We start from the raw sequence: 26,753 nt of genomic DNA on the forward strand, positions 1-26,753 counted from the left end.
TCTTCCGGGCTCCAGCAGGAGCTTCGGCAAATGTGTCAGCCGGGCTGCATGTTGATGCAGGACCCGGTCGACGCATTAGGTAAGGAGGAACGGAACATGTCCGGCTTGAACGATTATACAAATAAAAAGGTTGGCGACAACCGCGAACAGATCGAACATCATATTGCCAAGATTCTGGAGCTGATCGGCGAGGATCCGCAGCGGGAAGGGCTGCTGGATACTCCGGCGCGAGTAACCCGGATGTACGAAGAGATTTTTGCCGGATACGACACCGATCCTCGTGAAGCGCTGGGCGTGACGTTCGACGAACATCACGAAGAGCTGGTCATCGTCAAGGACATTGTGTACTACAGCCAATGTGAGCATCACATGGCTCCGTTCTTCGGCAAGATTCATATCGGCTATATTCCAAACGGCCGTATCGCAGGACTAAGCAAATTCGCACGGTTGGCCGAAGCGGTAACGCGCCGTCTTCAGGTACAAGAGCGAATCACGACTCAGATTGCCGACATTCTGGTGGAGGTTCTCCAACCGAAGGGTGTTATGGTGGTTGTCGAAGGTGAGCACTTGTGCATGTGCGCACGTGGAGTGAAGAAGCCGGGCAGCAAGACAGTTACGACTGCCGTACGCGGTGTTCTCCGCAATGATGCGGCGCAGCGGGCGGAATGTCTGACGCTCATCAAGAATTGAAACGATATGCAGGATGAACCTGTCCGGCCGGAGGCCGTGTCTTCAAAACGCCTTATCTTTCCGGATAAAGCGCCAATTTGAAAACACGCCTTGGGTCGGCGGGTTCTTTTTCAGCTTGGGAAGTTAATCGTATTCGGTCCCGAGCAAAATCAGGAAGGGGCGGAAATGATGAAAAAAAAGACAGTCGGCTTTGTGCTGTTAATAGTACTGCTGTTGACACTGACAGCCTGCGGCAAACCGGCATGGATCGGCAATCAGAAAGCAGAACCGCTTGAAGGGACGGAGCAACTTTTTGATCTCAAAGCTTACGATCCTGAAGAACAGGTGGAACTGAGCTGGGAAGGCCAGAAGATGACAGGGACGTTCGAACGTCACCCAACGCTTCCGATCGGCGTGTATCTGCCCCAAGGAGCTTCGGCTTTCAAGATGGGGAACGATACAGCTTGGGGTTTCCAGAGTAAACAGATCTTTATGAGCGTGACGAAGAACTCGCTGATCGATGCTTCGCTGATGCGCGATCGCACTGAAGAGGTCGCCGGCTACAAAGAATATCGGGGTTCAATCAATGATGGCCGGATTGCAGACTTTTTCCAAGTAGAGCATGACGGAGAGACGTATATCGTATCGTTTACTTATCTGGACAAAGCCAAAGCGCTGCCACTGCTAATTGATATGGCGAAAAGTTTGCGAATTACAGAATAAAAGCTTAAACCGTCAGGACGAAGAATTTCTTCGTTCTGACGGTTTTTTTTATTCCGGGCAAGTAAAAAGTAAAATATTTCTTAACAAATCGATAGAAAAAGATTATTTTATACTTATAGTTATACAGAAGTATAAAAAGGAGTGAAGAGATGACAATTATTTATACGGAAGCTTTGAGCAAAATGTACGGAAACAAGCAGGCTGTATCGGATTTAAGCCTGGAAGTACAGTCCGGAGAAATCTACGGGTTTATTGGACCGAATGGAGCAGGAAAGTCCACGACGATCCGAATGCTCCTTCAGCTCGCCAAGCCAACGTCTGGCCGGATATCGTTATTCGGCAGGGATGCCGGTCGCCCTTCCGCCGAACTTCGCCGCCGCATCGGATACCTCCCTTCGGAAATCCGGCTGTATGAGCGTTGGACGGGAATGGAAAGTTTGGCTTTTACCGCACGGGCTTACGGACTGAAGTTGGATACGACCGATTACCGTCAGCAGGCCGCAATGCTGAACCTCGACCTGGGCAAAAGAATCAAATCGTACTCGCTCGGCAACCGCAAAAAACTTGGATTGATCCAGAGCCTCCTGCACAGCCCCGAACTGCTGATCCTCGACGAACCAACATCCGGACTCGATCCGCTGATCCAGCATAAGCTGATTGATCTGCTGAAGCAGCAGCGGGAAGCCGGTATGACTTTGTTTTTTTCCACGCATGTATTGAGCGAAGTGGAACGCTTATGTGATCGTGTAGCGATGATCCGGGATGGACGGCTGCTGCGGGTGGAGAGTGTTGCTGCGCTTGTCGGCGGCAAACGGCATGTTTTTCGAGTTCGCTTTGCTGACGATCAGGATCGGACGGATGAGTTGGGACTGCACGATTTCGCTGCGGAAACAATCGTAAAAGACGGTATACACCAGTTTACGATAGACGGCCCGCCTGGTCCGGTGCTGCAGCGATTGGGCAGATATGAGATTCTGGATTTAACAGTCGAACGTCCGACACTTGAAGAATCGTTTATGCGCGATTATAAAGAGGGGGAAAAATGATGAGCAGAAATTTGATCGGGATGGAATTAAAATCGCTAAGAGTGTCTTTTCTAGTGGGCACTCTCGTTCTGCTTATCTACCAATTTGTGCTGGGCGCAATGGCGGATTCATTCGCGGGAAACGCAGGCATGATGGAAGTGCTCCAGGGGAAATCGGCAATTTTGGAGTCTTTCGGTATTAATACGGTCATGATGTCTTCTTACGAAGGGTGGGTCGGAGCACAGCCGCATATGCTTTTTGCTCTGCTGCTGAGTGCATTCTCCGCCATCTGGGCCGGGACGTGTATTTCGCGTGAACGAGATAAGGGGACGGCAGAGTACTTGTTTTCGCTGCCTTACAGCCGCCGGGAAATTTTCTTCTCCAAAGCTGCCGCACATTTGCTTTTAGTTACGATCATTGCGCTGTTGACCTTTCTTGTGAATTGGGCGGCAGGAGAACTGTTCAGCAGTGTTTCCAACGTCAAAATACTGCTTCTGCTCGTATTGGCAGGTTATTGTATAGCGCTCGCTTTTCTCGGAATCGGTTATATACTGACGTTCTGGGTAACTTCGGAGCGTGCGGCGACTTCAACGGGAATCGGTCTTGTACTGATGATGTTCTTCATGGGCCTGCTATCGACAGCACCGGGAAATGCGGCACGTCTGGCAGACTTGAGTTTGTTTCGTTTGTTCGTGCCCAGTGATATTGTCATGGATGTAACCTTGACAGCGGCAGGTGTATTGATTACGGTTGGATTATACGCAGTGGGGCTGGCGGCTGCGGCCTTGGGGCTGGAACGTCAGGACTTATAACGGGAAGGTGTGAACAAGCCAAGTGAGCGGCAAACGCGAACGGGTTGTCGAAGCCGCTTCGGCGCTGTTTTTCGAATATGGCATTGCCGATACCGGCATGGAGCGGATCGCCGAGCAGGCTTCGGTGTCCAAGATGACTCTGTATAATTATTTTCAAAATAAAGAAGGGCTGCTGCGCGAAGTCACAAGCCGACTGGTGCAAAAAGCGGAAGAAGATATCGACCGCGTGCTCAGCGAAGAATCTGAACCGTTCAGTGCGCTGCTTCGTCTGCGGGACGAAGCGGCTTATGCGTCGATTTCAGACGTGTTTATCAGGGATCTGATTGAAGATTATCCGGATCTCGCGGCAGAACTGATGGAGTTCCAGACGAAAGGCATGGCGGCTAAGATGGAACAGTTGATCTTTAGAAGCCAGCAGTCCGGAATGCTGCGCAAAGATGTTTCTCCGCATGTGCTGTTTGTGTTCACGATGGCGGTTAAAGAATATTTGAGCCGGCCGGGCGTTTGGGACAATATGCCCGATATACGCGCCGCTTCGGAACAAATTTTGTCGATGATGTACAGCGGGATACTCAGTGAAGAATACCGCCGGGAAGGGAAAGGGCTGAACTCTGCAGAAAGCGAAACTCCGGAGGAAGAAGAGTAAGCTTTTCAAAGGACTTCGAAAATAGGAAAGGAGCGGACAGAATGAGCACAGATAGAGCGGAATATGAAGGGATCGGGCCGGAAATAAAACAGCAGGAGCGGCTTGCGGAGCAGAAACGTCAAGTTTGGCCGGAAGGTATCCGCATCTGGGCACCGACGCTGGAAAGCATGCCGGAAGACATTATATTCCCGCTGGCTTGGGAAGAGATGATGTGCCGCCGTGTCGGCGAAGGAGAAGCACCGATCATGCATATCTGGCGGCATCCTTATGCATTGACGATCGGCATGCGGGATCGTCGGCTGCCGCGTGCTCCGCAGGCGATGGAGAAGCTGAGACGCGAAGGCTGCTCAGTAGCCGTACGGGTATCGGGCGGTGCCGCTGTTCCGCTTGATGAAGGCGTAGTCAATGTATCGCTCATTCTGCCTAATCCGGATCGGAAGCTGGAGCTGCACGGAGACTTCGAACGCATGGTCTCGCTGATCGCCGGCGCTGCCGCACCATGGACCAGCGAAGCTAGAGCCGGAGAGATTGCAGGTGCGTTCTGCCCAGGCGATTACGATGTAAGTGTGAACGGACGGAAATTTTGCGGTATTGCCCAGCGCAGACAGACCAAGGCATACATCTTGACTGCATTCATTATTGCAGACGGCAGCGGGGAAGAACGCCGCCGGTTGGCACGCGAATTTTACGACGAAGCTTCCGGCATTCTGCAGCCCGGCGATGCTTACCCTGATGTTCGGGAAGGGTCAATGGCAAGTCTGGACGAGCTGGCTGGCGTACCATCGGCCGAAGCCTATATTTCTTCGCTTCAGGATTGGATGATTGAACAAGCCGGAGCTTCCATACTGACAAAGGGTCCACAGCTGCCGTTGGACGAGCTGGACCGTCTGTCGGCGCAGCTCAAACTACGTTATGATCGGGACTGAGCAGGACTGAATATAATCTGTACAAAAAAGCCGTACCGGAAACCGCATTAGCGGACTTCGGTACGGCTTTTCGATGATTTTTGGACTGCATATCGCTTATCTGCAGTCTCACATCCGATTCGCTTGTTTAGTTCGTTCGTTTGTTTGGCTTGATTGGAAAGAAACAAAGCGTTACGGAGTCCCGGCACCCATTTTTTCTCCGTTTTTGATTTCTTTCTGTTCGGCCATGCTGACGTCGCCTAGGAAGTTTGAGACGCGGCGCAGATATTCACGCGGATGTTCGCGGAAGATCAGTTCATGGTGCGAGTTCTGAACAATCCAGGATCTTGAGTTCGGATTGGTCTGATTTGCGGCGAGCTGTTCGGCGATCTGGTAAGGTGCTTTTGTATCTTCGGTACCGTGGATAAAGAAGATCGGGATCGGGTAATCTTTCTGCTCGACTTCCCGATACGGAATCTGATTTAGACTTGTTCCGTTCAGAACCGGGAACAGCATTTGCAAAATTTCAAGCGACGGATGGCGTGGAAGCGCAATGTTCTGCCGGATGTTATGATACAGCGTGTCCGGCTGAAGCAGGAAGGCGCTGTCCAGAATCATGGCGTCGATATCGTCGCTGATCAGTGCCGCCTGCAGTGCGGTGCCGCCGCCCATCGAGAAGCCCCAGACTACGACCTGCTCCGCACCCTGCTGCTTGGCGTATTGGACGGCCCCGAGCAGCTGCTGCGTTTCCTTTTTGCCTCCGGTTGCTACTTCCTTGCTGCCCTGCGAAGCAAAACCATAGTCGAACATGATGACATTAAAATTCAGGCGGTGCGCATAATGCGCCAGATCGTACATAGGAACCCAGGTCTCTTCGCGATTGGCTCCATAACCGTGGCTGAGTACAATCGTTTTCTTTGAATCCGCGCTGTCGGCCGGGATATACCAGCCCTGCATGATGCGGCTTCCGTCAACTGCAGGAAACGTGACATCTTTATAGTCCATGCCAGTCGCCTGCTTAGGGTTGGAATACAGCGGAGCGACGGTTGGATTGGATAATACCCAGGCGATATAGGCATGCAGCGCGACAAAACAAAAGATCAGAAAGAAAAGAATCGATAAGAACAAAGCCACTGCTATATTACGCAACCGGCGATGGCCCGGTGAGATTTCCTTAACGGTATCTTCCGTCTGCGGAGTGCTGCTCCGTTCAGACTGAACGACACTTTCGGAAGCAGGATTCATCGCGGTCTCTCCTTGGCTAAAATTTTGATGAAGCTTGAACAATATAGGACAGCTGAACTTTTATTGTTTCTTTTATTTAATGGTATGTCTCGGCAGAGCCGAAGTCAAACTTACAAGCACTATATCGGCATCTGAAAGCGTTCTCTGCACCCCATTCCTTCTGTCCGTCTTTGGCGGACGAATTTCGTCTGTTTGAGGGGCGAAAAAGGATGGAATCAGAAAAATGAGAGTTTCATAAATATTGATTATGTTTCACTCAATGAAACGAAAATATGCTATATTAGAAACAAACGCAGGCCGATGCTTCATCTATCATTTATATGAAACGTTCAGCCGAACGATGAAACCCAAAATTCCCACATGGAATTCGGAGAGAAGGTATGCTTGTATGGAAGACGGCAAATTGAAAGTCCGCGCCGTTGATCGTGCGCTCGATATATTGATGTGTTTTACCCGGAGCGGCACTCTTAGCCTGACGGAAATTGCTGGGGAAGTAGGGCTCCACAAGAGTACGGTACATAGGTTGATGACGACGCTTGAGGAGAAAGGCTTCGTCAGCCGGGATGTATCTACCGAAAAGTATCGTCTGGGTATCAAGATTTGGGAGCTTTCAGCGCATTTGTCGAATACCAATGATCCCGCGCTCCTGCTGCTTCCGGCGATGGAGCGTCTGCGCGACGAGCTGGAAGAAACGGTTAGTTTGTACGTGCGCGACGGCCGGGAACGGCTGCGTATTCAGGCGGTGCAAAGTAATCAGGCGATCCGCCGCGTCGCTCCAGTTGGCGCGCGATTGCCTCTGTATGTCGGCGCTTCGAGCAAGATCCTTGTCGCTTTTTCAAGCGAGCGCGAGCAGGAGTATATTCTGAGCGATCCGATCTGGCCGGATATGGTAGGACGGTCGGCTTTCCGCGATCAACTGAAGTCTATTCGTGCCGCCGGTTATGCGATCAGCGTTGAAGAGCGTGAGCAGGGAGCGACTTCGGTCGCCGCACCGATCTTCGACTTGAAAGGCAATCTGGCTGCAGCTCTATCGGTATCGGGACCGCTTGCCCGCCTGCCGGTCGAGAAGCTGGAGAGCTATGCGCCGCTGCTGATGGAAAGAGCGAGAGAGATGGGTTTGATGATTCGATGATTGGGTGAATAACCCAACATAGAAATGATCGTTGTAGAACTGCCACGGGCTTCTTTGCCGAAGTCCGTTTTGGCATGCGTACATTTTGTTCTTTTCTGAAATTCGGAGTATGATTATTTTCACAAGTAAAATCATGCCTTAGGAAAGGAAGATCCGAACATGCAGGTTACGTTTTCACCGGTCAACAAACCCGAGGAGATTAAGGAAACTGCCGATTTGGCAGCGGAGATCTGGAATGAATACTATATCTCTCTCCTCACACAGGGACAGATTGATTACATGATCGAAAAATTCCAGTCCGTTCCGGCAATTACGAGTCAGATTGAACATCAGGGTTATGAGTATTACCTGATACGCAATGAAGAAGCGGCAGTAGGGTATGTAGCGGTCAAGGAAGACGAAGGCCGGCTGTTTCTGAGCAAGTTCTATGTCAAGCGTGAGGATCGGGGACGCGGATATGCCAGTCAGGCGAATGCGTTTCTGGAACAATTGTGCCGGGAACGCAGGCTGAGTCACATCTGGCTGACCGTCAATCGGGATAACCGTTCAAGTATTGCGGTGTACGAGAAAAAAGGCTTTCGCACTATACGCGAGCAGATTGCCGATATTGGGAACGGCTATGTAATGGATGATTTTGTGATGGAAAAAGAAATGATATAAAAGCAAATCTAAGCTTGAGGACCGGCAGCGTAGGAGTGAGGGGCAGAAGCGCTTTTTACAAATCCATCGACATTCGAATCATATCCCGGCATCGGATACCGTTCTCGTAGATCTCTTCTTCATAGTGCCGGACGAAAAAGTCAAGATCCACACCAACGATTCGGAAGCCGCATTTCTGATACAGGGCAAGTTGGCCGATGCTTGAATTGCCGGTTCCGATTTCAATGGTTTTGTAACGAGCCTGATGAGCGGTTTGGACGGCATGGAGGACGAGCTGTCTGCCTATGCCTTGCCCGTGCAGCCCTTCGGCCACAGCGACATTCACGAGCTCTACCGTCTCGGGCCGTGTAGGCAGCAGAACGTAGGCGCCGATCGTTTGGTCTTCCAGTTCCGCAATAAAACAGGTGCCACGACGCAGGTAATCTTCAATGAGCGGGAGTGAGGGATCTGCGAGCAGCAGCAGTTCTGTCGGATGCCGTTCTTCCGTGCCCAGCGGGCGGATGACAAGAGATTCGGTATTCATGAGCATTCCTCCTGATCATTGTAGGGTAAGAAGTTAACGCCCTGTAAGCATTGTAACGTGAAGTATTCTGTCGTTACAAAACAGATCTATCCCGTTTCTGCATGATGAAAAAGTAAAAGCCGCTTCATTCGCCAGTTGGCGAATGAAGCGGCTTTTTGGTTGAATCTTTTTAGTCCTGCATTTTCAGCGGCTTCTCACCATTTGCGACTTTCATCATTTGGCGAAGAACCGTCTGGAGGATGCCTCCATTGTAGTAGTAGTCGACGTCGACCATACTGTCCAAACGTGCGATAGCGTTGAATTCGAACTGTGTGCCGTCCTCGCGAGTTACGGCAACTGTCACCTTCTGTCCCGGCTGAATATCGTTGCTCAGGCCCAGAATGTCGAAGGTCTCGCGGCCATCAAGACCGAGGGATTTCCAGCTGCTTCCTTCTTCGAACTGCAGAGGCAGAACGCCCATACCGACGAGGTTGCTGCGGTGGATCCGCTCGAAGCTTTCGGCGATAACCGCTTTGACACCCAGCAGCATCGTACCTTTGGCTGCCCAGTCACGCGAGCTGCCCGTACCGTATTCTTTACCGGCGATAACGACAAGGTTCTGGCCCTCATCTTGATACTTCATCGAAGCATCATAAATGGACATCACTTCGTCGGTCGGCAGATACTTGGTTACACCGCCTTCGGTACCTGGAGCGACCATGTTGCGGATACGAATGTTTGCAAACGTACCGCGCATCATAACTTCGTGATTGCCTCGACGGGAGCCGTAGGAGTTGAAGTCTTTGCGTTCTACACCATGCTCAGCGAGATACAGACCAGCTGGGCTGCTAGGCGCAATATTACCTGCAGGCGAGATATGGTCGGTCGTAACCGAATCGCCCAGCAGTGCCAGAACACGGGACTGCTTGATATCGGAAATATCGTTGAGTCCTTCGTTCAGGTAACGGAAGAACGGAGGGTTTTGGATATATGTCGATTCCGCATCCCACTCGTACAGTTCGCCTTCCGGTACTTCAATCGCGTTCCAGCGCTCATTGGCTGTAAACACGTTGGCGTATTTCAAGCGGAACATTTCCGGTGTGATCGCCATAGCGACCGCATCGCGGATTTCTTGGGAAGTCGGCCAGATATCGCGCAGGAATACCGGTTCGCCCTGCTGATCGTAACCGAGAGGTTCCGTTTCCATATCGATATTTACCGTGCCTGCCAGCGCATAAGCGACAACGAGAGGCGGCGAAGCCAGGTAGTTCATTTTGACTTGAGCGTGAATACGGCCTTCGAAGTTCCGGTTGCCGGACAGTACACCCGCTACCGTCAAATCGTTATCGGTAATCGCTTGTGCAACATCTTCCGACAGCGGACCGGAGTTACCGATACAAGTAGCGCAGCCGTAGCCGGCAACGTAGAAGCCCAGCTTCTCGAGAGGATCCATCAATCCGGCTTTGTACAGGTAGTCCGTTACGATAAGGGAGCCCGGCGTAAGACTTGTTTTCACATATTCCGGACGGGTCAAACCGCGTTCTACGGCTTTTTTCGCCAGCAGACCGGCACCGAGCATAACGCTTGGGTTAGATGTGTTGGTACAGCTTGTAATCGCTGCGATCGCAACGGCGCCCGCGCCCATCTCGCTCGTTTTGCCGTTCTTATGGTTAACTGTAACCTTCTCGGCAATCTTCTCGTCGCTCAGACCGTAACCGCCTTTGTCGATCGGCGTACGGACGATGTCGTTGAAGTTTTCCTTCATATTGGTCAGCTCGATACGGTCCTGCGGACGTTTAGGTCCCGCAAGGCTCGGTACGACGGAGCCCAGATCGAGCTCAATGACCTCGCTGAATTCCGGATCGGCCATATCGTCAGTGCGGAACATGCCCTGGGCACGGTAATACTGTTCGACCAGTTCGATCTGTTCGTCCGTACGACCTGTGTTGCGCAGGTAGGTCAGCGTTTCTTCGTCGACAGGGAAGAAGCCCATTGTTGCGCCGTATTCCGGAGCCATATTGGCAACCGTTGCACGGTCCGCCAGACCGATGTTGCTGAGGCCTGGGCCGTAGAACTCGACAAATTTGCCGACTACGCCTTTTTTACGCAGAATCTCGGTGACGGTAAGAGCCAGGTCGGTTGCGGTTGCACCTTCAGCCAGGCTGCCTGTCAGTTTGAAGCCGACAACGTCAGGTGTGACAAAGTACAGCGGCTGGCCGAGCATGCCGGCTTCCGCTTCAATGCCGCCAACGCCCCAGCCTACAACACCGAGACCGTTGATCATTGTTGTATGGGAGTCTGTTCCAACAAGGGAATCCGGGAAGACGTAAGTTTCGCCGTCGATTTCCTTGGTTGCCGCTACAGAAGCCAAGTACTCCAAGTTAACCTGGTGCACAATACCTGTGGAAGGCGGAACAGCACGGAAGTTATCGAATGCCGTTTGTGCCCAACGAAGGAAGCGATAGCGTTCCTCGTTGCGTTCAAACTCGAGATTAATATTGAAATCAAGCGCATCGGATGTACCGAACGCATCAACCATAACGGAGTGGTCAATTACGAGGTCAACCGGTACGAGCGGGTTGATCTGTTTCGGATCGCCGCCGCTGAGTTTAACGGTATCACGCATGGCTGCCAGATCGACAACGACCGGAACACCCGTAAAGTCCTGCAGTACGATACGTGCTGGGATGAAAGGAATTTCCTTGTTGCTGTCGCGATCGACGTTCCAGCGTGCAATTTGTTTAACATGTTCTTCGGTAATCGCTCGTCCGTCGAATTGGCGAATGGCCGCTTCGAGCAGAACGCGAATAGAAAACGGAAGCTTGGAGATGCTGCCGTGACCTTGTTCTTCGAGTGCTTTCAGACTGTAATAACGGAAGGTCTTGCCGCCCGATTCAAGAGTACGCGCGGTAGAAAATTGATCGGATAAAGCCATGAGTGTACCTCCTCGGAAAATGGGATAAAGCGTCTCGGCGTCCGGAAAATCCTGCATAAACGCGGGAAAACCGGGAAGTCGTCAGCAAACATAAGAATTGGAGCAAGGCGCATTTTGATACTCTTAGCACCAGTTGTTTCATTTAGTGAAACTAAATTTCAAAAATATCTATTTTAATTATAACGTTTACAATCCGGTGCGTAAAGCCCTTTTTACTCTTAAAACGCCGCGATATTCCAAATTTCGTAAGTACGCGGTATGTGCGTTTTCTTTGCAGGTCGGCCATCAATCTACTATACTGGTGAAAGAGATTTCAATGAATTGACGGGGGTTCAGACATGACAGCAAATAAAGTAACCGTAGGACTGGTATACGGCGGCAAATCAGGCGAACATGAAGTTTCGCTGCAGACCGGTTTCGCGGTAATGAATGCATTCGATTACGAGAAATACGAGATTGTTCCTTTTTATATTACCCTTAGGGGCGAGTGGCGAATGGGTTCCGTGCTTCATAGACCAATGAATTCGCTGGACGAGATGAAGCTGGAATCGGCATCGGACGGAACGGCCGAAGCAGCCGGTGCCATGTTCGCGTCGCTGAGCGGTCGGGAAAGCGGAATCGATGTCATGTTCCCGCTGCTGCACGGCACTTTCGGCGAAGACGGTACGGTGCAGGGGCTGTTTGAGATGGCGGGGCTGCCTTATGTGGGCGCAGGAGTCCTTTCGTCCGCTGCAGGCATGGATAAAGACGTGATGAAAAAATTGTTTGCAGCCGCCGGACTTGAACAGGGCGAATACATTGCTTTCAACGAGCGCGACTGGCAGACAAATCGTCATGAGCTGCTGCAGGAAGCAGAGAACAGGCTGGGCTACCCTTGCTTCGTCAAGCCGGCCAACCTTGGCTCCAGCGTCGGCATTTCCAAAGCGGAAGATCAGGAAGCATTGATCGATGCAGTAGAGCTTGCGCTGCGTTATGACCGTAAAGTCTTGATCGAGACGTTTATCGATGGACGCGAGCTGGAAGTTGGCGTGCTCGGCAACGACGAACCGCAGGCTTCCATACCGGGAGAGATTGTCTCCTCCGGCGATTACTACGATTATAACGCCAAGTACATCGATGGTAAGTCGGAGATGATGATTCCAGCTCCGGTTGATCCAGATCTGGCCGATTCCCTGCGTGAACTTGCCGTTCGTGCCTTCCGTGCAGTCGAAGGTAGCGGACTGTGCCGAGCAGATTTCTTTGTCCGCCGTTCCGACAACAAGATTCTGATCAATGAAGTCAACACAATGCCTGGCTTTACGCCGTTCAGTATGTATCCGCTTCTATGGCGCGAGACAGGTATGTCCTATCAGGCTCTGCTGGACCGCCTGATTGAATTGGCTCTCGAACGTCATGAAGCCCGTACTAATCTTCAATACGGAAGATAATAGGAACGAGAATCCAATATCCCTATGGGCAATTGGATTCGCAGTTCCCGCGCCAAGCGATTCTTTTGATTAAACAAATTCGCAGTTCCCGCGCCGAGCGAGCCTTTTGGTTAAGTGCATTCACAGTTCAGTTCCCGCGCCAAGCCGGCTGACCAGTTACATAAATTCGAAAGGGGTTCTAGTCCATGGGATTTGAAACGGAGTTCAATTCGATATGCAAATTCAAGAGCGATCAGGAGCTTTACGAACTGCTGGAGTATGGACGCGGCAAGATGGTAAAAGAAGGATTCCGCGTATTTCCGACAGGCCAGAAAGTTATTGCCTACACACCGGAAAATCAGGCGATCGCGATTGTACGTATTACCGCGTCCATCGCGGAAATCAATTTTCAGGACAAAGAGGTTACCCAGGTCGAACTGGAACTGGTACGCAAACTAACGGAAGAAGAATCGCGCATGCAAACGGCGCTTGCGTACGAGATGTTTTTCGGCGAACGGGAATAAGATACGGTCAATCGGGAAGGAACGGGTATAGGAGAGCTGCTGGAGGGTAAGAATATCTTAGTGCTGGACACGGCCAAAAAGGCCGATCGAAGACACCGAGATTCTCCTGTGCAGCGGCTTATCTCGTGGAATTATTGGAGAAGTCTCTATGTAGATAAGCGACAAACCGAACGAAAATTCACGTCTTCAACAAACAAATACAGCCTCACAGCAATTCGAGAAAGGCGGTAAAATAGTGGAATCCAACGATAAAATTCCTTATGTCTTAACGGGAAAAAGTTATACAGCAGTCGCAATTAACGCAGCAGCCAAAGCAGGAGAATGGATCAAAAGCAAGCTGGGAACCTTTGAACAGTTGTCTACAAAGACATCGGCCCAAGATTTGGTTACGGAAGTGGATAAAGGTGCAGAGCAGATGATTCGCAGACTGATCCTCACGCATTTTCCGGATCACGGAATTTTGGGAGAAGAAAGTGTGGAACCGGGCGAAGAAGCATCGATTCAAGCACTCGCCGAAGCGCAGAAAGAAGAGTATCTGTGGATTATTGATCCGATCGATGGGACTACCAATTTCGTTCATGGGTTTCCATTCTATTCGGTTTCGATCGCTCTTGCCCATAACGGCGAAGTTATTATCGGTGTCATCTATGATCCGTCGCGAGACGAGATGTTTGTGGCAGAAAAAGGCAAAGGCGCTTACGTACACGGTGCCCGTATGGTCGTCTCCGGAGAGGAACGTCTGGCACAGGGATTAATCGCCGTAGGTTTCCCAGCCGATCCGATCGTCAAGCTCCCGATCAATCTGCGCGGTATTGAAGCGGTTGCGCCGCGTGCGCGCAGCTTGCGTGCCGGCGGCTCGGCTGCTCTGCACCTCGCGCATGTCGCAGCAGGACGATTGAGCGGCTACTGGGAATCCGGTCTGAATGCTTGGGATATCGCAGCGGGAGCGCTGCTGGTTGCAGAATCGGGCGGAAGAGTAACCGATACGCTTGGAAATGCTTATCACCTTGGCGTGCGCAATGTTGTGGCAACCAATGGAGCGCTTCATGCCGAGCTGCTGACCGTATTAAAAGAAGCCGACGCAACAGGTTTCTGAAAGTCGCCACTGCCTGAATCATCATGACTGAAGACTCCTAAGGAGGGATATCCATGAGCGATGATGCACAGGATCGTAAGCTTGGACAGGAACAATTGGAAGAAGAACTTAGCGAACTGCTGACAGAAGGCGAACTGAAGGATGAGAATCGTGAGCGCAGAACTCGTGAACAGATTTCCCCTCGGTATGAGATTCGCATTCAGACTACACTTGATCCGATCGTCGAAGAAACTCGCTTATATCGCCAGATGGCGGAAGAAATAGATGACCGTTATGACGATTATTTAAAGAAAACCCGTTCTCAGCAGCCTAAGGAGACGGAAGGCGAGCATGAGAAGAAGTAACTCCTTTGTAGATGGTGGACCGTCGTACCCGGAAAAAATTCCGTTAGTGGCGACGGTTCTTTTTTTACTCTGCCTTCTGAATCTCCGAACACAATGCCGATCAAATTTGCAAGGGTCCGTACGGACCGGAAGGGAATCACAATGAAAATTGCATGGAGAAAAAGCTGTATGGTGCTTGTCTGCGTCGCGCTGGCATTTCCGGCGTTGGGCTTAACAGGTGTGAGCAGCGTGAATGCCGCCGTAGAATCCTATAAGATTGTATCGTTCGGAGACTCACTGACGACCGGCTATCAACCGGACAAAAAGCCGAATGAATATTATGGCTTTGTACCTCGCCTTGCAGAGCAAGCTCAGTTCCGAGGACGTGCCGAAGTTGATAACTACGGAATCTCTGGCTTGGACTCTTCTGGACTAAACCGTTATATTGAAGCTGTTGAAGCTGAGAGAAATACAACAGCGGATGCCATTCAAAGTGGGCTGCGAGATCCCAATGCGGCGAAATTGGCGGCAAATGTTTCCGAGGTGCGTTCCGATATAGTGGAGGCCGATGTAATTACCATCACAATCGGAGGCAATGATTTGCTTCCGCTCCTTACCGCTCGTCCACGACTGACTGCGGCGCAGTTGGAGCCGAAGGTGGAAGAACTGCTGCAGGGTTATGCTTCCAATGTTGACCAAATCTTGACCAACCTCAAACAGATCAACCCCAATGCGCGGATTGTAATCGCCGATCAGTATCAACCTGTCTCGGATTCTAAGTCCGGCGGTCTGTACGCTCAGTTGAATCAGGCGGCAGAGGCTTATACAAAAACACTGGACACTGTGACAGCCAAGCAGAACGCTCAAGGAGCCAAAGTTGAAGCTGTGCATGTGGTTCCTCTGTTCGCAGGCAAGGAATCCGAACTTACTTACATCGAATACAATGATATTCACCCGAATCAGGACGGCTACGAACTGCTGGCGAAGGCGTTCGCCGAGCAGATCTGGGGCGAGTATCGTACACTTAAAGCTTCGGCTCTTGCAAATACAGTAGCCGTTGTTGTATCCGGCAGAGAACTGGATACGAAGTTTAAGCCGATTCTTAAGAACAATACTACTTTTGTTGTGCTTCGTGATATTACCGATGCTCTGGGCGCAAATCTCAAGTGGAACAATAAGACTGCAGCAGCAAGCATTAATTATGGCGGCCGTGCTGTCAATATCCCGGTCGGCAAGAAGGCGATTACCGTCAATGGACAGAGTAAAGTGATCACAGTTCCGGCCTTTACGACGAAAGTTAATGGAGAAACGAAAACTTATGTACCGCTCGCGGTACTGGCAGACGGACTCGGTTTCGACGTTCAATATACACAGCGGTTGAAGACAGTATTTGTCAATCCATAAAAGTTGTTTAGAATGTCTTCTGCCTCTGGAAACGCATGGCTGGGGAGATCATGAAATTCAAATCACGATGAAGGAGAAAGCCGTCATTGAAACCGAACCTAACAGAAAAACTTAAACATTTGATTTCGACTGATGGGGCCTATCATTCACTGATGGAAAATCACCCTGACGGCATTGTAGTGCTGGAGCGATCGGGAGGCGTCATCGGAATAAATCCGGCATTACATCGAATTACCGGTTATACATTGGAAGAACTGCAAGCTCTGCAGCCCAAAAATTGGGGTATTCGCGCTACTCCCGAAAAATTAAAGCACCTTTTTTCTCAAGCTAAGAGAGGGCACACGGCAGAAGAAGAAGTCAAGGTTCTGCATAAGGATGGCTCACGCCTTTGGCTGCAGCTGACTTTCGTTCCGCTCGAATTTGATTCGGATGTCATCGGGATTTATGTCATCTGCCGGAATGTAACGGATTTTAAAAGAACGGAAGAAGAGCTGAGGAGTGTTACACTCAAACATGCTCAGGTTGAAGAAATTGTACAGATTGCTTCATGGGATTGGGAAATAGGTAAGGATTACATTACATGTTCCGATACTTTTTACGAAATATTTGACATTGAGAATCCTCAAAAATTTTACCAATATAAACATTTTGCCGAGAAACTTATACCCGAAGATCGTGAGCGTATTAAGGGAGAGATTGGTAAAGCATTGGAAGGCGACCTTTACGATACCGAGTACAGCATAGTAGTAAGCGGTGGCAAACGCAAAATAATCCGGGCACAAGGAAAACCGTATCAGGATCCTCATACCGGCAGCCTTCATTTGTTTGGTACGGTACAGGATATTACGCAGTCCAAGATGCTTGAGATGCAGCTGCGGAAGAGTGAAAAAGGGTTCCGGTTGATTTCGGAGCATTCGATCGATCTTATTTCAAGACATGCGGCGGAAGCAGAGGCTCCTTATCTCTATGCTTCGCCGGCGTGTGAAAGAATACTCGGCTACAAACCTGAAGAACTGATTGGCCGAAGCGCCTATGAATTTTTTCATCCGGATGATGTGGTTCTGGTGACCAATTATCTGCAAGAAATTCTGAGTACGGAAGGTGCTTACACGGTTTCCTACCGAATCCGGGCAAAGGACGGTCACTACGTCTGGATCGAAAGTACAGGACGCTTTAGCTATAATGACGAAACGGGAGAAATCGAGGAAATCATTGCCGTTTCCCGCGACATCACTGAACGTAAGGAAGCCGAACGCCAGCTGCAGGAAAGCGAACAGCGATACAAGTCTTTATTCGAATACAACCCGTTTGCCGTTTATTCATTCGATAAGGAAGGCAGATATGTATCGACCAATGCTGTTCTCTCTCAAATGCTTGGTTATGCGCCGGAACAATTGGAAAATATGTCTTACAAGCAGGTTGTGACTCCCGAGGAGCTTGAAAATACCGAGAAACATTTCGAAGCCGCGAAAAACGGTATTCCGCAAAGTTATGAAACGGCTGTTACGAGCAGTGATGGAACTATATTGAATCTCAGCGTCACTAACGTTCCGATTGTGGTAGATTCGGAAGTCGTTGGGGTATACGGGATCGCCAATGATATTACAGAGCGGAATCGTTATATTCGGCAGATTGAAGAATTAGGGTATGAGCATGCCCTGATTCTACGTTCTGTATCTGAAGGCATTTTTGGACTTGATCGGGAAGGCAGGGCTATGTTTACCAATCCTGCGGCTTTGGAAATGCTTGGTTTTGAACAAGAAGAATTTTTGGGGGCCTATAACCACATACTGCTCAATCATGCGGGGGCGGGAGGCGTAACTCATCCCATCGAACACTGTCCAATCTGCTGCACCGTTCAAGACGGCGTATCAAGATCGGATAAAGAGGGCGTTTTTTGGAGAAAAGATGGCTCCAGCTGTCTGATCGAATACACGGTAAATCCGATCTTCGACAAAGGCGAGATTCGAGGAGCGGTCGTGGTGTTCCGGGATATTACCAATGAACGGGAAGTGCTGCGTCAGAAGGAGTTGGCGGAACGAACAGCTTCGGCCAAATCCGAATTCCTGGCGATGATGAGTCATGAAATTCGTACCCCGATGAACGGGGTTCTTGGAATGACGGACCTGTTATTGGATACGGAATTGTCCGGCGTGCAGAGAGAATATGTAGAGATTATCGGTCAGAGCGGCAGAAGCCTGATGCGCATTCTGAACGATGTGCTCGATTTCAGTAAGATTGATGCGGGCAAGCTGAGTTTAGAGCCCGAAAGCTTTATGGTTGAGCCTCTGTTAAGAAGTACCGTGGATTTGTTCGAGCCGAAAGCAATGGAAAAAGGAGTGGAACTATCCTGCCGGATCGGTTCAAGGGTTCCGGAAGAAATCGTAACAGACCCGAGCCGTCTAAGGCAGGTGTTAACCAACCTTATCGGCAATGCAATCAAATTCACCGAGCGGGGGAAAATCGAAGTAGCGGTGGATCTGATGAGAGGCTGTTCCGAAGAACGGCCGGTATTGGAATTCAGGGTAGAGGATACCGGAATCGGGATTCCGGCCGATAAGCTAAACCGATTGTTCCAATCTTTCTCGCAGCTTCATCCCGAGCTGAACCGTAAGTATGGAGGTACAGGCTTAGGACTGTCGATCTGCAAGAAGCTTGTCGAGTTAATGGGAGGGACGATTAGGGCTGAAAGTCTGTTCGGATCCGGATCAGTCTTCCGCTTCACACTGCCCTGCTATTTAAGCGAGAACGACACGTACGAAGTAAGCCAAGACGAAGACAAAATATTGATGGTCAGAGAAAAGGCGATCGATCCCCAAGATCTGAACATTTTGATTGCGGAAGACCATCCGGTTAATCGGCGTCTGCTCATTGATCTGCTGGAGAAAATGGGCTGCAAAGCGGATATAGCGATTAACGGGATCGAAGCTTTCTCGGCAGTGGCACATAAATCTTACGACATTGTTTTTATGGATGTACAGATGCCGCTGATGGACGGAATGACCACAGCCCGTCTGATTCGTCAGATGGTGCCTGCCGAGCAGAGACCTTACATCGTTGCAGTTACCGCCTTTGTACGTCCGGGATTTGAAGAGGAATGCTTGGAAAGCGGCATACAGGACCTCATTTCCAAGCCGTTTTCCGAAGCGGAAATCCGGCGGGTATTGGAAGACCGCGATGGCCGTCGGCGTGAATTTATGCGCAGTTCTTCTTGATAAAAGCTCAGAATTCCCATGCATCCGAGAGCCTATCCGTCATTGACTTGTTGTTTAAATCCTTGCGCTTTTGAGTATTACCGCTTCTGTTTTACAGAGAAAAAGGATGAAAGATTAAAAAGACCTTTCCCGTGAGGGAAAGGTCTTCAGGCTGTCGAGAAAGTTCAATACGCAGAACATTCGTAGAGGCTGCGAAGGGAATTCGTTAGCTGATCCTTACGATGTGCCTTTCTTCGAAAGGCTTTAGGTCGCGTGTTGAAATCGGGAAAGAAGATTATATTTTAAAGGAATTTTCCCGAGAGCGGACTTTCTCGAGAAGTCAAAGACCTTTCGCGTGAGGAAGGCTATTTGACTTCTTCTGCCATCCAGTCCGCCCTCAGCGCATCGCTTTCAACGTTTCGTTGAGAGCGATCATCGTTCGGTTTGAGTAACCCGACCTCAGCGCATCGCTTTCAACGTTTCGTTGAGAGCGATCATCGTTCGGTTTGAGTAATCCGCCCTCAGCGCATCGCTTTCAATGTTTCGTTGAGAGCGATCATCGTTCGGTTTAAGTAATCCGCCCTCAGCGCATCGCTTTCAACGTTGATTCAGCTGCGTCCAAAGTACGGTCGATATCGGCATCGGTATGAGCAGTGGTCAGGAACCACGCTTCGTATTTCGAAGGAGCCAGACAGATGCCGCGGTCCAGCATACCGCGGAAGAAAGCAGCGAAGGCTTCGCCGTCCGTGTCTTTTGCCTGCTCGTAATTAGTGATCGGATGATCGCAGAAATGTGTGGAGAAAGCACCGCGAATCCGGTTAATTGTCATCGGTACGCCGTGACGCTTCGCCGACTCGGCAATGCCGTCCGTCAAGCGAATCGCGAGACGTTCCATTTCTTCGTATACGCCTTCGCCCTGCAGCACCTCTAGGCAGGCGATGCCGGCCGAGATCGAAGCCGGATTGCCGGCCATCGTACCTGCTTGGTAAGCGGGTCCGAGAGGGGCAACCTGTTCCATGATATGCTTACGGCCGCCATACGCGCCGATCGGCAATCCGCCTCCGAGGATCTTGCCGAGCGCTGTCAGGTCCGGCGTAATGGCCTCATGGTTGTCCAGTCCAGCGTAAGTCTGCGAAGAACCGTAGTGGAAGCGGAACGCGGTAATGACTTCATCATAGATAACGAGCGCGCCGTGATCATGAGCCAGCTTGCACAGACCTTCAAGGAATCCTTTTTCGGGCATAACCATGCCGAAGTTGCCAACGATCGGTTCGACCATAACGGCTGCGATTTCCCCTTCCCAGTGGTTCAGCGCTTCTTCAAGACCCTGGAGATCGTTGAACGGCACAGTAATGACTTCTTGTGCAATACTGGCCGGTACACCAGCGCTGTCCGGAGTACCCAGTGTGGAGGGTCCGGAGCCTGCGGCAACAAGCACGAGATCTGAGTGTCCGTGATAACAGCCGGCGAACTTGATAATTTTCGAACGCTCGGTATAAGCGCGTGCTACGCGAATTGTCGACATGACGGCTTCCGTGCCGGAATTGACGAAGCGGACTTTGTCCATTGACGGAATAGCGTCTTTAAGCATCTTGGCAAGCTTAATCTCAAGCTCGGTCGGCGTGCCGTACAGCACACCGTTTTGTGCGGCGCGTACAATCGCCTCCGTAATATGGGGATGTGCGTGTCCGGTAATGATCGGACCGTAAGCAGCCAGATAGTCGATGTATTCGTTGCCGTCGACGTCCCAGAAATGTGAGCCTTGGCCCCGCTGCATAAAGACGGGCGAACCTCCGCCTACGGCTTTGAATGAGCGGGAAGGGCTGTTGACACCGCCAACGATATGTTCGAGTGCTTCGGTGTATAGTTTTTCGGAATTTGAACGATTCATGATTCACGATCCTTTCAGAAATATGGAGAACCCGCTGACGGGGCTGCAAACGCAGAGAGCGCCCGGTAAGGGCGCTCTCTAAGCGTAACGAATTTTCGCGTCGGAGTACAGCGTCTGTTTTGTTAATTCTGATCGTTTTCGTCTAATCCGTCTGCTTCCGTTTTCGGTCCCGAAGGCGTGGAGAACGGCGTTTGAAGCAGATCGGACTCGTCTTCCGCCGGAGCTTCCTCGCTGCCTGCGTTTAGTGTATCCTGAACGAACTGCTTGAGTTTGTCTTCGCTGCGGATCGTGAGCACTGCGGCTCCGCCGATTGTTTCTTCTTTCAAAATGGAATTCGGCGGAATCTGTTCACTGCCGTTCATCTTACTATCGTAAGCGACGGTTGCAAGCTTCCACATATCGCTGACGCTCAAATTGGTATCGATATACGGGTTGACCTGTTCAAGGATATCGGGAAGGTTCATCACTGAAGTAGTCGATTTGAGCTTGTCTCCAACGGCCTGCAGGAAATCGCGCTGTCTGCTCGTGCGGCTGAAGTCGGACAGAAGGTCATGACGGAAGCGGACGTACTGCAGAGCCATTCTGCCGTCCAAATGCTGCATGCCCTCTTTCAGATCAATATCGTACTGAGGACCATCGGCTGCACTAATGTATTTCATATTCTTTTCTACGTAAAAGTCGATCCCGCCCACAGAATCGACCAGCTTAATGAAGCCTTCGAAGTCCGTATAAACATAATACTGAATCGGGATTCCCATTAGATTGCCGACGGCTTCCATGGCGGTGTTGGGTCCACGGGTGATGGCCATGTTAATTCGCTGTTTGCCAAAACCGGGAATGTCCACATATGTATCGCGCATGATCGAGAAAACGTTGATCGCTTTTTTGACCGGATCGATCGAAGCAACCAGCATCGTATCCGAACGGGGAATGTCGTCTCCGAGCGCATCACGGCCATCCACACCCATCAGCAAAATGTTGACCGGCTCATTGCCTTCCCACTTGGGCGGCTCCTGAGCAACTATTGTTTCCGTAACCGGAAGATTGCGGAACGGGGAACTATCTCCGACTTTTTGCAGGTTCGATACTTGATTGTAGAGGTTAGAGAAGTAGTAGACGGCATAACCTCCGGCAGAAGCGAAAATAAGAACCAATGCCCAAATCAGCACATGTTTTTTCTTCCTAATCATTCGTTTTCTTCCTTTCGTCACTCAAAAATAATAGAAGACAGAACGCCGTTTGCCATTGTTGCATCCCTACATTATAATTTTTTTCGGAGCAGCAGGCAATTCAGCGTCTCCGGCCGGTATGTACACGTACCAAGAAACACCGGTGTTACGGAATGTGATTGCCCTGCAATTCGTTCATATCGGAGGCTGTGACTTCCCTGTAGACGGATTGATTTTCGAAAACGGGCAAGAAAGAGTCTTATGCGACAAAGAAACGACAGACGGAACACACACCATGCAATAACGGCGTCTCAACGCTGAATAGCCGGTGATTTTTGCAGTGAATCGTAAAGCTCCTTGAGAAAAAACGATCCGGACAGCCGAATGTTTTCAAATGGTGCATTGCCGGTATGGAAAAGGGCGATGAATTTGAAAAACCGACTTGGCCAGGATTCGAAGAAAGGAAATTATATGAAAGCCATCGAAGTGGAGCATCTCAGCAAAATTTTCAAAGTACAGAAAAACCGCGGCGGGCTCAAAGGAGCGCTGCAGGATTTATTTGCTCGTCAGTATAATGAGGTCGCGGCCGTCAATGATATCTCGTTCTCTATTCCGGAGGGCGAAATTTGCGGATACATCGGCGAGAACGGTGCAGGCAAGTCGACGACAATCAAGATGCTGACCGGCATTCTCGTTCCGACCTCGGGCAAACTTAATGTCGGAGGCTATGTACCGCATGAGGAGCGTGAGAAGTTCGTCCGTAACATCGGCGTTGTATTTGGCCAGCGCAGTCAGCTCTGGTGGGACATCGGCGTTATCGAATCATTCGGTCTGCTGCGCAAGGTGTACGGTGTACCGGAGAACGATTATAAGAAGCGGCTCGACGAACTCGTACAGCGCCTTGATCTGGGGGAACTGCTGAGCCGGCCTGTACGCAAACTTAGTCTCGGTCAGCGTATGCGCTGTGAGTTGGTAGCCGCGCTGCTGCATAACCCGTCGATCGTCTTTCTGGACGAGCCAACCATCGGACTCGACATTATTGTCAAGACGGAAATTCGCGAGTTTCTCAAAGACATGAACCGTCAGCACGGCACGACCATTCTGCTGACGACGCACGACCTTCAGGATATCGAAGCGCTCTGCTCCCGGGTCATCATGCTCGACGAAGGTCGCGTCATTTACGACGGTGGTCTCGATGCGCTCAAGACCCGTTGGGGACAAGGGACGCGAGTGACATTCCAGTTTGGCGCATCCTGTCCGCTGGGGCGTCTGCAGGCGCTTGTCGAAGGTCTTGATGTTACCTGGACCGCCGAGAACGATCTTCATGCCGAAGCACTTGTGCCCGGCAGCCTGAATGTGTCGGACGTACTGGCGAAAGTCGTTGGACAGACAGATATTCCGATTACGGATATCAAGATCACGGAGACGACGACCGATGAGATTGTGCGGCAGATTTACCAGACAGGCTCAGCGACTACACCGAAGATCGTCGTATCGGAAGGCGGGCATAATTCTCATGCTTAGCGTGTATACCGACTTTATCCGTATCCGTTTCTTGACTATGCTGGCATACCGGGTCAACTATTATTCCGGCATTCTGATCTACATGCTGAACATCGGGGTCTATTATTTTACCTGGCAGGCGATCTACGGGGACAAAGGCGAGATCGGCGGATTCACCGCTTCCCAGATGACGACTTATATCGCGGTGTCCTGGATGGCGCGCGCGTTCTACTTCAACAACTTGGACCGCGAGATCGCGACCGATATTCGGGACGGTTCCATTGCCATTCAGTTTATTAGGCCTTACAATTATTTATTCGTCAAAATGATGCAGGGGTTCGGTGAAGGATTGTTCCGCTTTACGCTATTCATGATTCCGGGGATGCTGCTTGCGCTGCTGCTGTTTCCGGTCCGCCTTCCGACAGATCCGTTCGCCTGGATCGGATTCCTCGTCATGCTGTTCTTCAGCTTTCTGATCAATTCGCAGCTGAACATTCTGACCGGACTTATGGCGTTCTTCGTGGAAAATAACGAGGGCATCATGCGGATGAAAAGGGTCGTCGTCGATCTGTTTTCGGGTCTTGTGATTCCGATCAGCTTGTTCCCCGGCTGGCTCAGCGGAATTATGCAGTGGCTGCCTTTTCAAGCGATCACGTATCTGCCGGGTTCGGTCTTTACGGGACGCACAACAGGCACAGGTATTCTGGAAGTATTCGCTATTCAGCTGATCTGGTTCTTTGCCCTGCTGATCCCGATTTACTTCATGTGGCGTTCGGCGCGCAAGCGGCTGTTCGTGCAGGGGGGTTGAGAATATGTACTACATCGAATTGGTCTTTGAGTATCTTAAGAACTATATGAAAACAAGGCTGACTTACCGGGCCGATTTCTGGGTCGAAGTCGTTTCGGACCTGCTGATGCAGGCGAGCAACCTGATCTTTATCTTCGTCGTGTTCGGACATACGGACACGCTGGGCGGGTGGAGCGAAGCGGAAGTTGTGTTCGTGTACGGATTCTTTATGGTTCCGTTCGGACTGTTCAGCTGTTTCGTCAATCTATGGAATTTCAGCGACCGCTATATCGTCAAAGGAGAGATGGATCGCATCTTGACCCGTCCCGCCTATAATCTATTTCAGATCTTCTTGGAAAATATCGATCCGCCGGGTCTGATCGGTTCTCTGATCGGTCTGATCATTATGATCATCAGCGGCGGCCAGCTGGGATTGGATCTGATGTGGTGGCATATTCCGGTGCTGATTCTGTTCGCCATTAGCGCAACATTGATTTACACCGGTATCTACATTGCGCTGACCTCGCTGTCGTTCTATTCCGATTCGCCGACCGGCATTATGCCGCTGATGTACAATATTCAGAACTACGGCCGTTACCCGGTGACGATCTACAACCGCGCGATCCAGTTCCTGCTGACGTGGATTCTGCCTTTTGCGTTCGTCGGCATTTATCCCGCTTCCTTGTTCCTCGGGCGAACGGAGATGACGCATATGGCTTGGCTGACGCCGGTTATGGCTGTTATTTTCCTGACGATCGGCTTGACCAGCTGGAACGTAGGTGTGAAAAGGTACCGGGGGGCAGGGTCTTAGACGCTTCGGGGGAAGGTGGCTTACGATCGCTGTTTCGATTCGATTTCTTCATTGTATTTTGATAAGGTGGAAATCGAATCTCAAAGGCGAACATTTCATTTCTTCAGCCACCTTCCCCCTCCGCTCCGACCCTGCTTACCGGTAGGGGGAGAGAAGAGGGAAGATCAGATATAAGAGCACGGGCCCCAGCGCGGGCCGCGGCAAGTTCAAGAGCGGTAGGGACGTCGGCGGGTCGGGACAATTCGACCCTGGACGTGGAGTGTCTGAGACACCAAAAGCACCAGAAGCACGCGCCAGAAACACCAGAAGCACCTACATGACTTAAACTAGCTGAGCAGTCGAAGTCAGCCTAATCGTCATCATGACCAACAACGAACCCAACCAAAGTTCACTCAAACACGGGAGTCATAGCCTGCGGAGGAGCCGGCCGACCACGCCGGATCCTCTCACCCTCTAGCGAGTTTACTTTCAGAAAATATTTTTGTGCGCACGCAGCAGCGGAAGGGAAAGGGAGTTGTAGGAAGCTAAAGGCTTACCGAAGGAAAGGCAACGTGTCGAAAAAAACTAATTCAAAGAGAAGCGGATGTGCGAAGAGGGAAATTCAGTGAAGGAACGATAGTGTTCGCCTTTGTGGTGCAAGTTCACCCAAGATCAGGATGTGAACTTGCACCGCTAATCGGGAAAATTCCATTTTAATTTGATCACTTTTCCCGATTTCAACACGCGACCGGAACGAATTTCTCTCGCAGCCCTTGAGCTTCTATAACGAATAGGACTTTCGAGGGCAGCCTGAGCTTTCTGGAGGAAAGGTAAATCGAAAGCCCCTTCCCCTGAAGCGCCACCAGCACACCCACATTTTCTTACTAAAAGGAGCGATTCATTTATGGTAGAAGTTGGACAAATCGTACCGGAATTCAGCCTGCCGGCTATCGGCGGAGAAACAATCAAATTCAGCGATTATCGAGGCAAAAAGCTGGTGATCTACTTTTATCCCAAAGACATGACGCCGGGCTGCACGCAGCAGGCCTGCGATTTCCGCGATTCCGAAAGCTATTTTGCGACCAAAAATGCAGCGGTAATCGGAATCAGTGCAGACGATGTAAAATCGCATGAAAAATTCGGTGCCAAATACGCTCTGCCGTTCCCGCTGCTGTCGGATACGGAGCATGAGGTTAGTGAGCTGTTCGGCGTCTGGCAGCTCAAGAAAAACTTCGGCAAAGAATACGAAGGAATTGTACGCTCGACATTTCTGATCGATGAAGAAGGTCGACTGATCCGCGAATGGCGAAAAGTCAAAGTGGAAGGGCATGTCGACGAAGTCCTGCAGGCGATCGAATAGGCCAGGAAGCAGATGGAATTGCTGCGGTTGATGTCGAATCAATCGCTCTTTT

The 26,753-nt window shown here is 50.7% G+C and carries 23 protein-coding genes; 18 read left to right on the plus strand and 5 right to left on the minus strand.

Features of this window, described 5'->3' with window-relative positions; all coding sequences use genetic code 11:
* The first annotated feature begins 96 nt into the window (after positions 1 to 96).
* The 6 genes from folE to F456_RS0117870 all read left to right on the plus strand — a co-directional run bounded on the left by folE (position 97) and on the right by F456_RS0117870 (position 4,801).
* Positions 97 to 690: a GTP cyclohydrolase I FolE gene (gene folE, locus F456_RS0117845; protein WP_018978417.1), complete on the plus strand. Its 594-nt coding sequence runs from the start codon at positions 97 to 99 to the stop codon at positions 688 to 690.
* Positions 691 to 855: 165 nt separating this feature from the next.
* The gene (locus F456_RS0117850; protein WP_018978418.1) at positions 856 to 1,392 is read left to right on the plus strand and encodes a hypothetical protein; all 537 of its coding nucleotides are present in this window, start codon (positions 856 to 858) and stop codon (positions 1,390 to 1,392) included.
* Positions 1,393 to 1,541: 149 nt separating this feature from the next.
* Complete coding sequence (locus F456_RS0117855; RefSeq protein WP_018978419.1) at positions 1,542 to 2,438, plus strand: ABC transporter ATP-binding protein; 897 nt, start codon at positions 1,542 to 1,544, stop codon at positions 2,436 to 2,438.
* Positions 2,435 to 3,229, plus strand: a complete 795-nt coding sequence (locus F456_RS0117860; protein ID WP_026293964.1) for an ABC transporter permease — start codon at positions 2,435 to 2,437, stop codon at positions 3,227 to 3,229. The genes F456_RS0117855 and F456_RS0117860 overlap by 4 nt, the downstream gene beginning before the upstream one ends.
* Before the next feature lie 22 nt (positions 3,230 to 3,251).
* Positions 3,252 to 3,875, plus strand: a complete 624-nt coding sequence (locus tag F456_RS22935; protein WP_018978421.1) for a TetR/AcrR family transcriptional regulator — start codon at positions 3,252 to 3,254, stop codon at positions 3,873 to 3,875.
* A gap of 41 nt (positions 3,876 to 3,916) precedes the next feature.
* Entirely contained in the window at positions 3,917 to 4,801 is an 885-nt protein-coding gene (locus tag F456_RS0117870; RefSeq protein ID WP_018978422.1) for a lipoate--protein ligase family protein, read from the plus strand.
* 171 nt (positions 4,802 to 4,972) lie between these two features.
* On the opposite strand, the gene F456_RS0117875 is transcribed toward F456_RS0117870, so the two are convergent.
* Positions 4,973 to 6,025 carry an alpha/beta hydrolase gene (locus F456_RS0117875; protein WP_018978423.1) on the minus strand — a complete coding sequence of 351 codons (1,053 nt, stop codon included), beginning with the start codon at positions 6,023 to 6,025 and terminating at the stop codon, positions 4,973 to 4,975.
* A 388-nt stretch (positions 6,026 to 6,413) separates the two neighbouring features.
* Here F456_RS0117875 and F456_RS0117880 point away from each other — a divergent pair, with 388 nt between their 5' ends.
* Together F456_RS0117880 and F456_RS0117885 are read left to right on the plus strand one after the other, a co-directional pair.
* Positions 6,414 to 7,157, plus strand: a complete 744-nt coding sequence (locus F456_RS0117880; protein WP_018978424.1) for an IclR family transcriptional regulator — start codon at positions 6,414 to 6,416, stop codon at positions 7,155 to 7,157.
* Positions 7,158 to 7,316: 159 nt separating this feature from the next.
* The gene (locus tag F456_RS0117885) at positions 7,317 to 7,817 is read left to right on the plus strand and encodes a GNAT family N-acetyltransferase (protein ID WP_018978425.1); all 501 of its coding nucleotides are present in this window, start codon (positions 7,317 to 7,319) and stop codon (positions 7,815 to 7,817) included.
* Positions 7,818 to 7,872: 55 nt separating this feature from the next.
* Here the strand turns inward: F456_RS0117885 and F456_RS0117890 are convergent, their stop codons facing one another.
* Positions 7,873 to 8,340 carry a GNAT family N-acetyltransferase gene (locus tag F456_RS0117890; protein ID WP_018978426.1) on the minus strand — a complete coding sequence of 156 codons (468 nt, stop codon included), beginning with the start codon at positions 8,338 to 8,340 and terminating at the stop codon, positions 7,873 to 7,875.
* A 169-nt stretch (positions 8,341 to 8,509) separates the two neighbouring features.
* A complete protein-coding gene (gene acnA / locus F456_RS0117895; protein WP_018978427.1) occupies positions 8,510 to 11,254 on the minus strand; it encodes an aconitate hydratase AcnA in 2,745 nt (914 codons plus the stop codon).
* Between the two features lie 338 nt (positions 11,255 to 11,592).
* Between acnA and F456_RS0117900 the strand changes: the two genes are divergently transcribed.
* The 6 genes from F456_RS0117900 (at position 11,593) to F456_RS22940 (ending at position 19,222) form a co-directional block, all read left to right on the plus strand.
* A complete protein-coding gene (locus F456_RS0117900) occupies positions 11,593 to 12,681 on the plus strand; it encodes a D-alanine--D-alanine ligase (protein WP_018978428.1) in 1,089 nt (362 codons plus the stop codon).
* 185 nt (positions 12,682 to 12,866) lie between these two features.
* On the plus strand, positions 12,867 to 13,184 hold the full coding sequence (locus F456_RS0117905; RefSeq protein WP_018978429.1) for a hypothetical protein: 318 nt from the start codon (positions 12,867 to 12,869) through the stop codon (positions 13,182 to 13,184).
* A gap of 235 nt (positions 13,185 to 13,419) precedes the next feature.
* A complete protein-coding gene (locus F456_RS0117910; protein ID WP_018978430.1) occupies positions 13,420 to 14,280 on the plus strand; it encodes an inositol monophosphatase family protein in 861 nt (286 codons plus the stop codon).
* A gap of 53 nt (positions 14,281 to 14,333) precedes the next feature.
* Complete coding sequence (locus F456_RS0117915; RefSeq protein ID WP_018978431.1) at positions 14,334 to 14,624, plus strand: hypothetical protein; 291 nt, start codon at positions 14,334 to 14,336, stop codon at positions 14,622 to 14,624.
* Between the two features lie 141 nt (positions 14,625 to 14,765).
* The gene (locus F456_RS0117920) at positions 14,766 to 16,007 is read left to right on the plus strand and encodes a stalk domain-containing protein (RefSeq protein WP_026293966.1); all 1,242 of its coding nucleotides are present in this window, start codon (positions 14,766 to 14,768) and stop codon (positions 16,005 to 16,007) included.
* 86 nt (positions 16,008 to 16,093) lie between these two features.
* Positions 16,094 to 19,222: a PAS domain S-box protein gene (locus tag F456_RS22940; RefSeq protein WP_018978433.1), complete on the plus strand. Its 3,129-nt coding sequence runs from the start codon at positions 16,094 to 16,096 to the stop codon at positions 19,220 to 19,222.
* A gap of 562 nt (positions 19,223 to 19,784) precedes the next feature.
* Here F456_RS22940 and F456_RS0117930 read toward each other — a convergent pair.
* Entirely contained in the window at positions 19,785 to 21,092 is a 1,308-nt protein-coding gene (locus F456_RS0117930; RefSeq protein ID WP_018978434.1) for a glutamate-1-semialdehyde 2,1-aminomutase, read from the minus strand.
* A gap of 122 nt (positions 21,093 to 21,214) precedes the next feature.
* Positions 21,215 to 22,282, minus strand: coding sequence for an LCP family protein (locus F456_RS0117935; RefSeq protein ID WP_018978435.1), 1,068 nt, complete (start codon positions 22,280 to 22,282; stop codon positions 21,215 to 21,217).
* Between the two features lie 450 nt (positions 22,283 to 22,732).
* On the opposite strand from F456_RS0117935, the gene F456_RS22945 reads away from it, so the two are divergent.
* From F456_RS22945 to bcp, 4 genes are all read left to right on the plus strand, one after another.
* Positions 22,733 to 23,785: an ABC transporter ATP-binding protein gene (locus F456_RS22945; RefSeq protein WP_040925366.1), complete on the plus strand. Its 1,053-nt coding sequence runs from the start codon at positions 22,733 to 22,735 to the stop codon at positions 23,783 to 23,785.
* Positions 23,778 to 24,572, plus strand: coding sequence for an ABC transporter permease (locus tag F456_RS0117950; protein ID WP_018978438.1), 795 nt, complete (start codon positions 23,778 to 23,780; stop codon positions 24,570 to 24,572). Before F456_RS22945 ends, F456_RS0117950 begins: the two co-directional genes overlap by 8 nt.
* Positions 24,573 to 24,576: 4 nt before the next feature.
* The gene (locus F456_RS0117955; RefSeq protein ID WP_018978439.1) at positions 24,577 to 25,362 is read left to right on the plus strand and encodes an ABC transporter permease; all 786 of its coding nucleotides are present in this window, start codon (positions 24,577 to 24,579) and stop codon (positions 25,360 to 25,362) included.
* A gap of 883 nt (positions 25,363 to 26,245) precedes the next feature.
* Positions 26,246 to 26,701: a thioredoxin-dependent thiol peroxidase gene (gene bcp / locus F456_RS0117960; protein ID WP_018978440.1), complete on the plus strand. Its 456-nt coding sequence runs from the start codon at positions 26,246 to 26,248 to the stop codon at positions 26,699 to 26,701.
* Positions 26,702 to 26,753 lie beyond the last annotated feature (52 nt).

Source organism: Saccharibacillus kuerlensis DSM 22868 (assembly GCF_000378145.1).
In the GTDB taxonomy this organism is placed as follows: Bacteria; Bacillota; Bacilli; order Paenibacillales; family Paenibacillaceae; genus Saccharibacillus; species Saccharibacillus kuerlensis.

Coding starts and splice junctions, on each gene's coding strand:
- F456_RS0117870 (WP_018978422.1), top strand. CDS start 3,917: ATGAGCACAGATAGAGCGGAATATGAAGGGATCGGGCCGGAAATAAAA.
- F456_RS0117955 (WP_018978439.1), top strand. CDS start 24,577: ATGTACTACATCGAATTGGTCTTTGAGTATCTTAAGAACTATATGAAA.
- F456_RS0117875 (WP_018978423.1), bottom strand. CDS start 6,025: ATGAATCCTGCTTCCGAAAGTGTCGTTCAGTCTGAACGGAGCAGCACT.
- F456_RS0117855 (WP_018978419.1), top strand. CDS start 1,542: ATGACAATTATTTATACGGAAGCTTTGAGCAAAATGTACGGAAACAAG.
- F456_RS0117950 (WP_018978438.1), top strand. CDS start 23,778: ATGCTTAGCGTGTATACCGACTTTATCCGTATCCGTTTCTTGACTATG.
- F456_RS0117920 (WP_026293966.1), top strand. CDS start 14,766: ATGAAAATTGCATGGAGAAAAAGCTGTATGGTGCTTGTCTGCGTCGCG.
- folE (WP_018978417.1), top strand. CDS start 97: ATGTCCGGCTTGAACGATTATACAAATAAAAAGGTTGGCGACAACCGC.
- F456_RS0117930 (WP_018978434.1), bottom strand. CDS start 21,092: ATGAATCGTTCAAATTCCGAAAAACTATACACCGAAGCACTCGAACAT.
- F456_RS0117885 (WP_018978425.1), top strand. CDS start 7,317: ATGCAGGTTACGTTTTCACCGGTCAACAAACCCGAGGAGATTAAGGAA.
- bcp (WP_018978440.1), top strand. CDS start 26,246: ATGGTAGAAGTTGGACAAATCGTACCGGAATTCAGCCTGCCGGCTATC.
- F456_RS22945 (WP_040925366.1), top strand. CDS start 22,733: ATGAAAGCCATCGAAGTGGAGCATCTCAGCAAAATTTTCAAAGTACAG.
- F456_RS0117850 (WP_018978418.1), top strand. CDS start 856: ATGATGAAAAAAAAGACAGTCGGCTTTGTGCTGTTAATAGTACTGCTG.
- F456_RS0117935 (WP_018978435.1), bottom strand. CDS start 22,282: ATGATTAGGAAGAAAAAACATGTGCTGATTTGGGCATTGGTTCTTATT.
- acnA (WP_018978427.1), bottom strand. CDS start 11,254: ATGGCTTTATCCGATCAATTTTCTACCGCGCGTACTCTTGAATCGGGC.
- F456_RS0117915 (WP_018978431.1), top strand. CDS start 14,334: ATGAGCGATGATGCACAGGATCGTAAGCTTGGACAGGAACAATTGGAA.
- F456_RS0117905 (WP_018978429.1), top strand. CDS start 12,867: ATGGGATTTGAAACGGAGTTCAATTCGATATGCAAATTCAAGAGCGAT.
- F456_RS0117880 (WP_018978424.1), top strand. CDS start 6,414: ATGGAAGACGGCAAATTGAAAGTCCGCGCCGTTGATCGTGCGCTCGAT.
- F456_RS0117890 (WP_018978426.1), bottom strand. CDS start 8,340: ATGAATACCGAATCTCTTGTCATCCGCCCGCTGGGCACGGAAGAACGG.
- F456_RS0117860 (WP_026293964.1), top strand. CDS start 2,435: ATGATGAGCAGAAATTTGATCGGGATGGAATTAAAATCGCTAAGAGTG.
- F456_RS0117900 (WP_018978428.1), top strand. CDS start 11,593: ATGACAGCAAATAAAGTAACCGTAGGACTGGTATACGGCGGCAAATCA.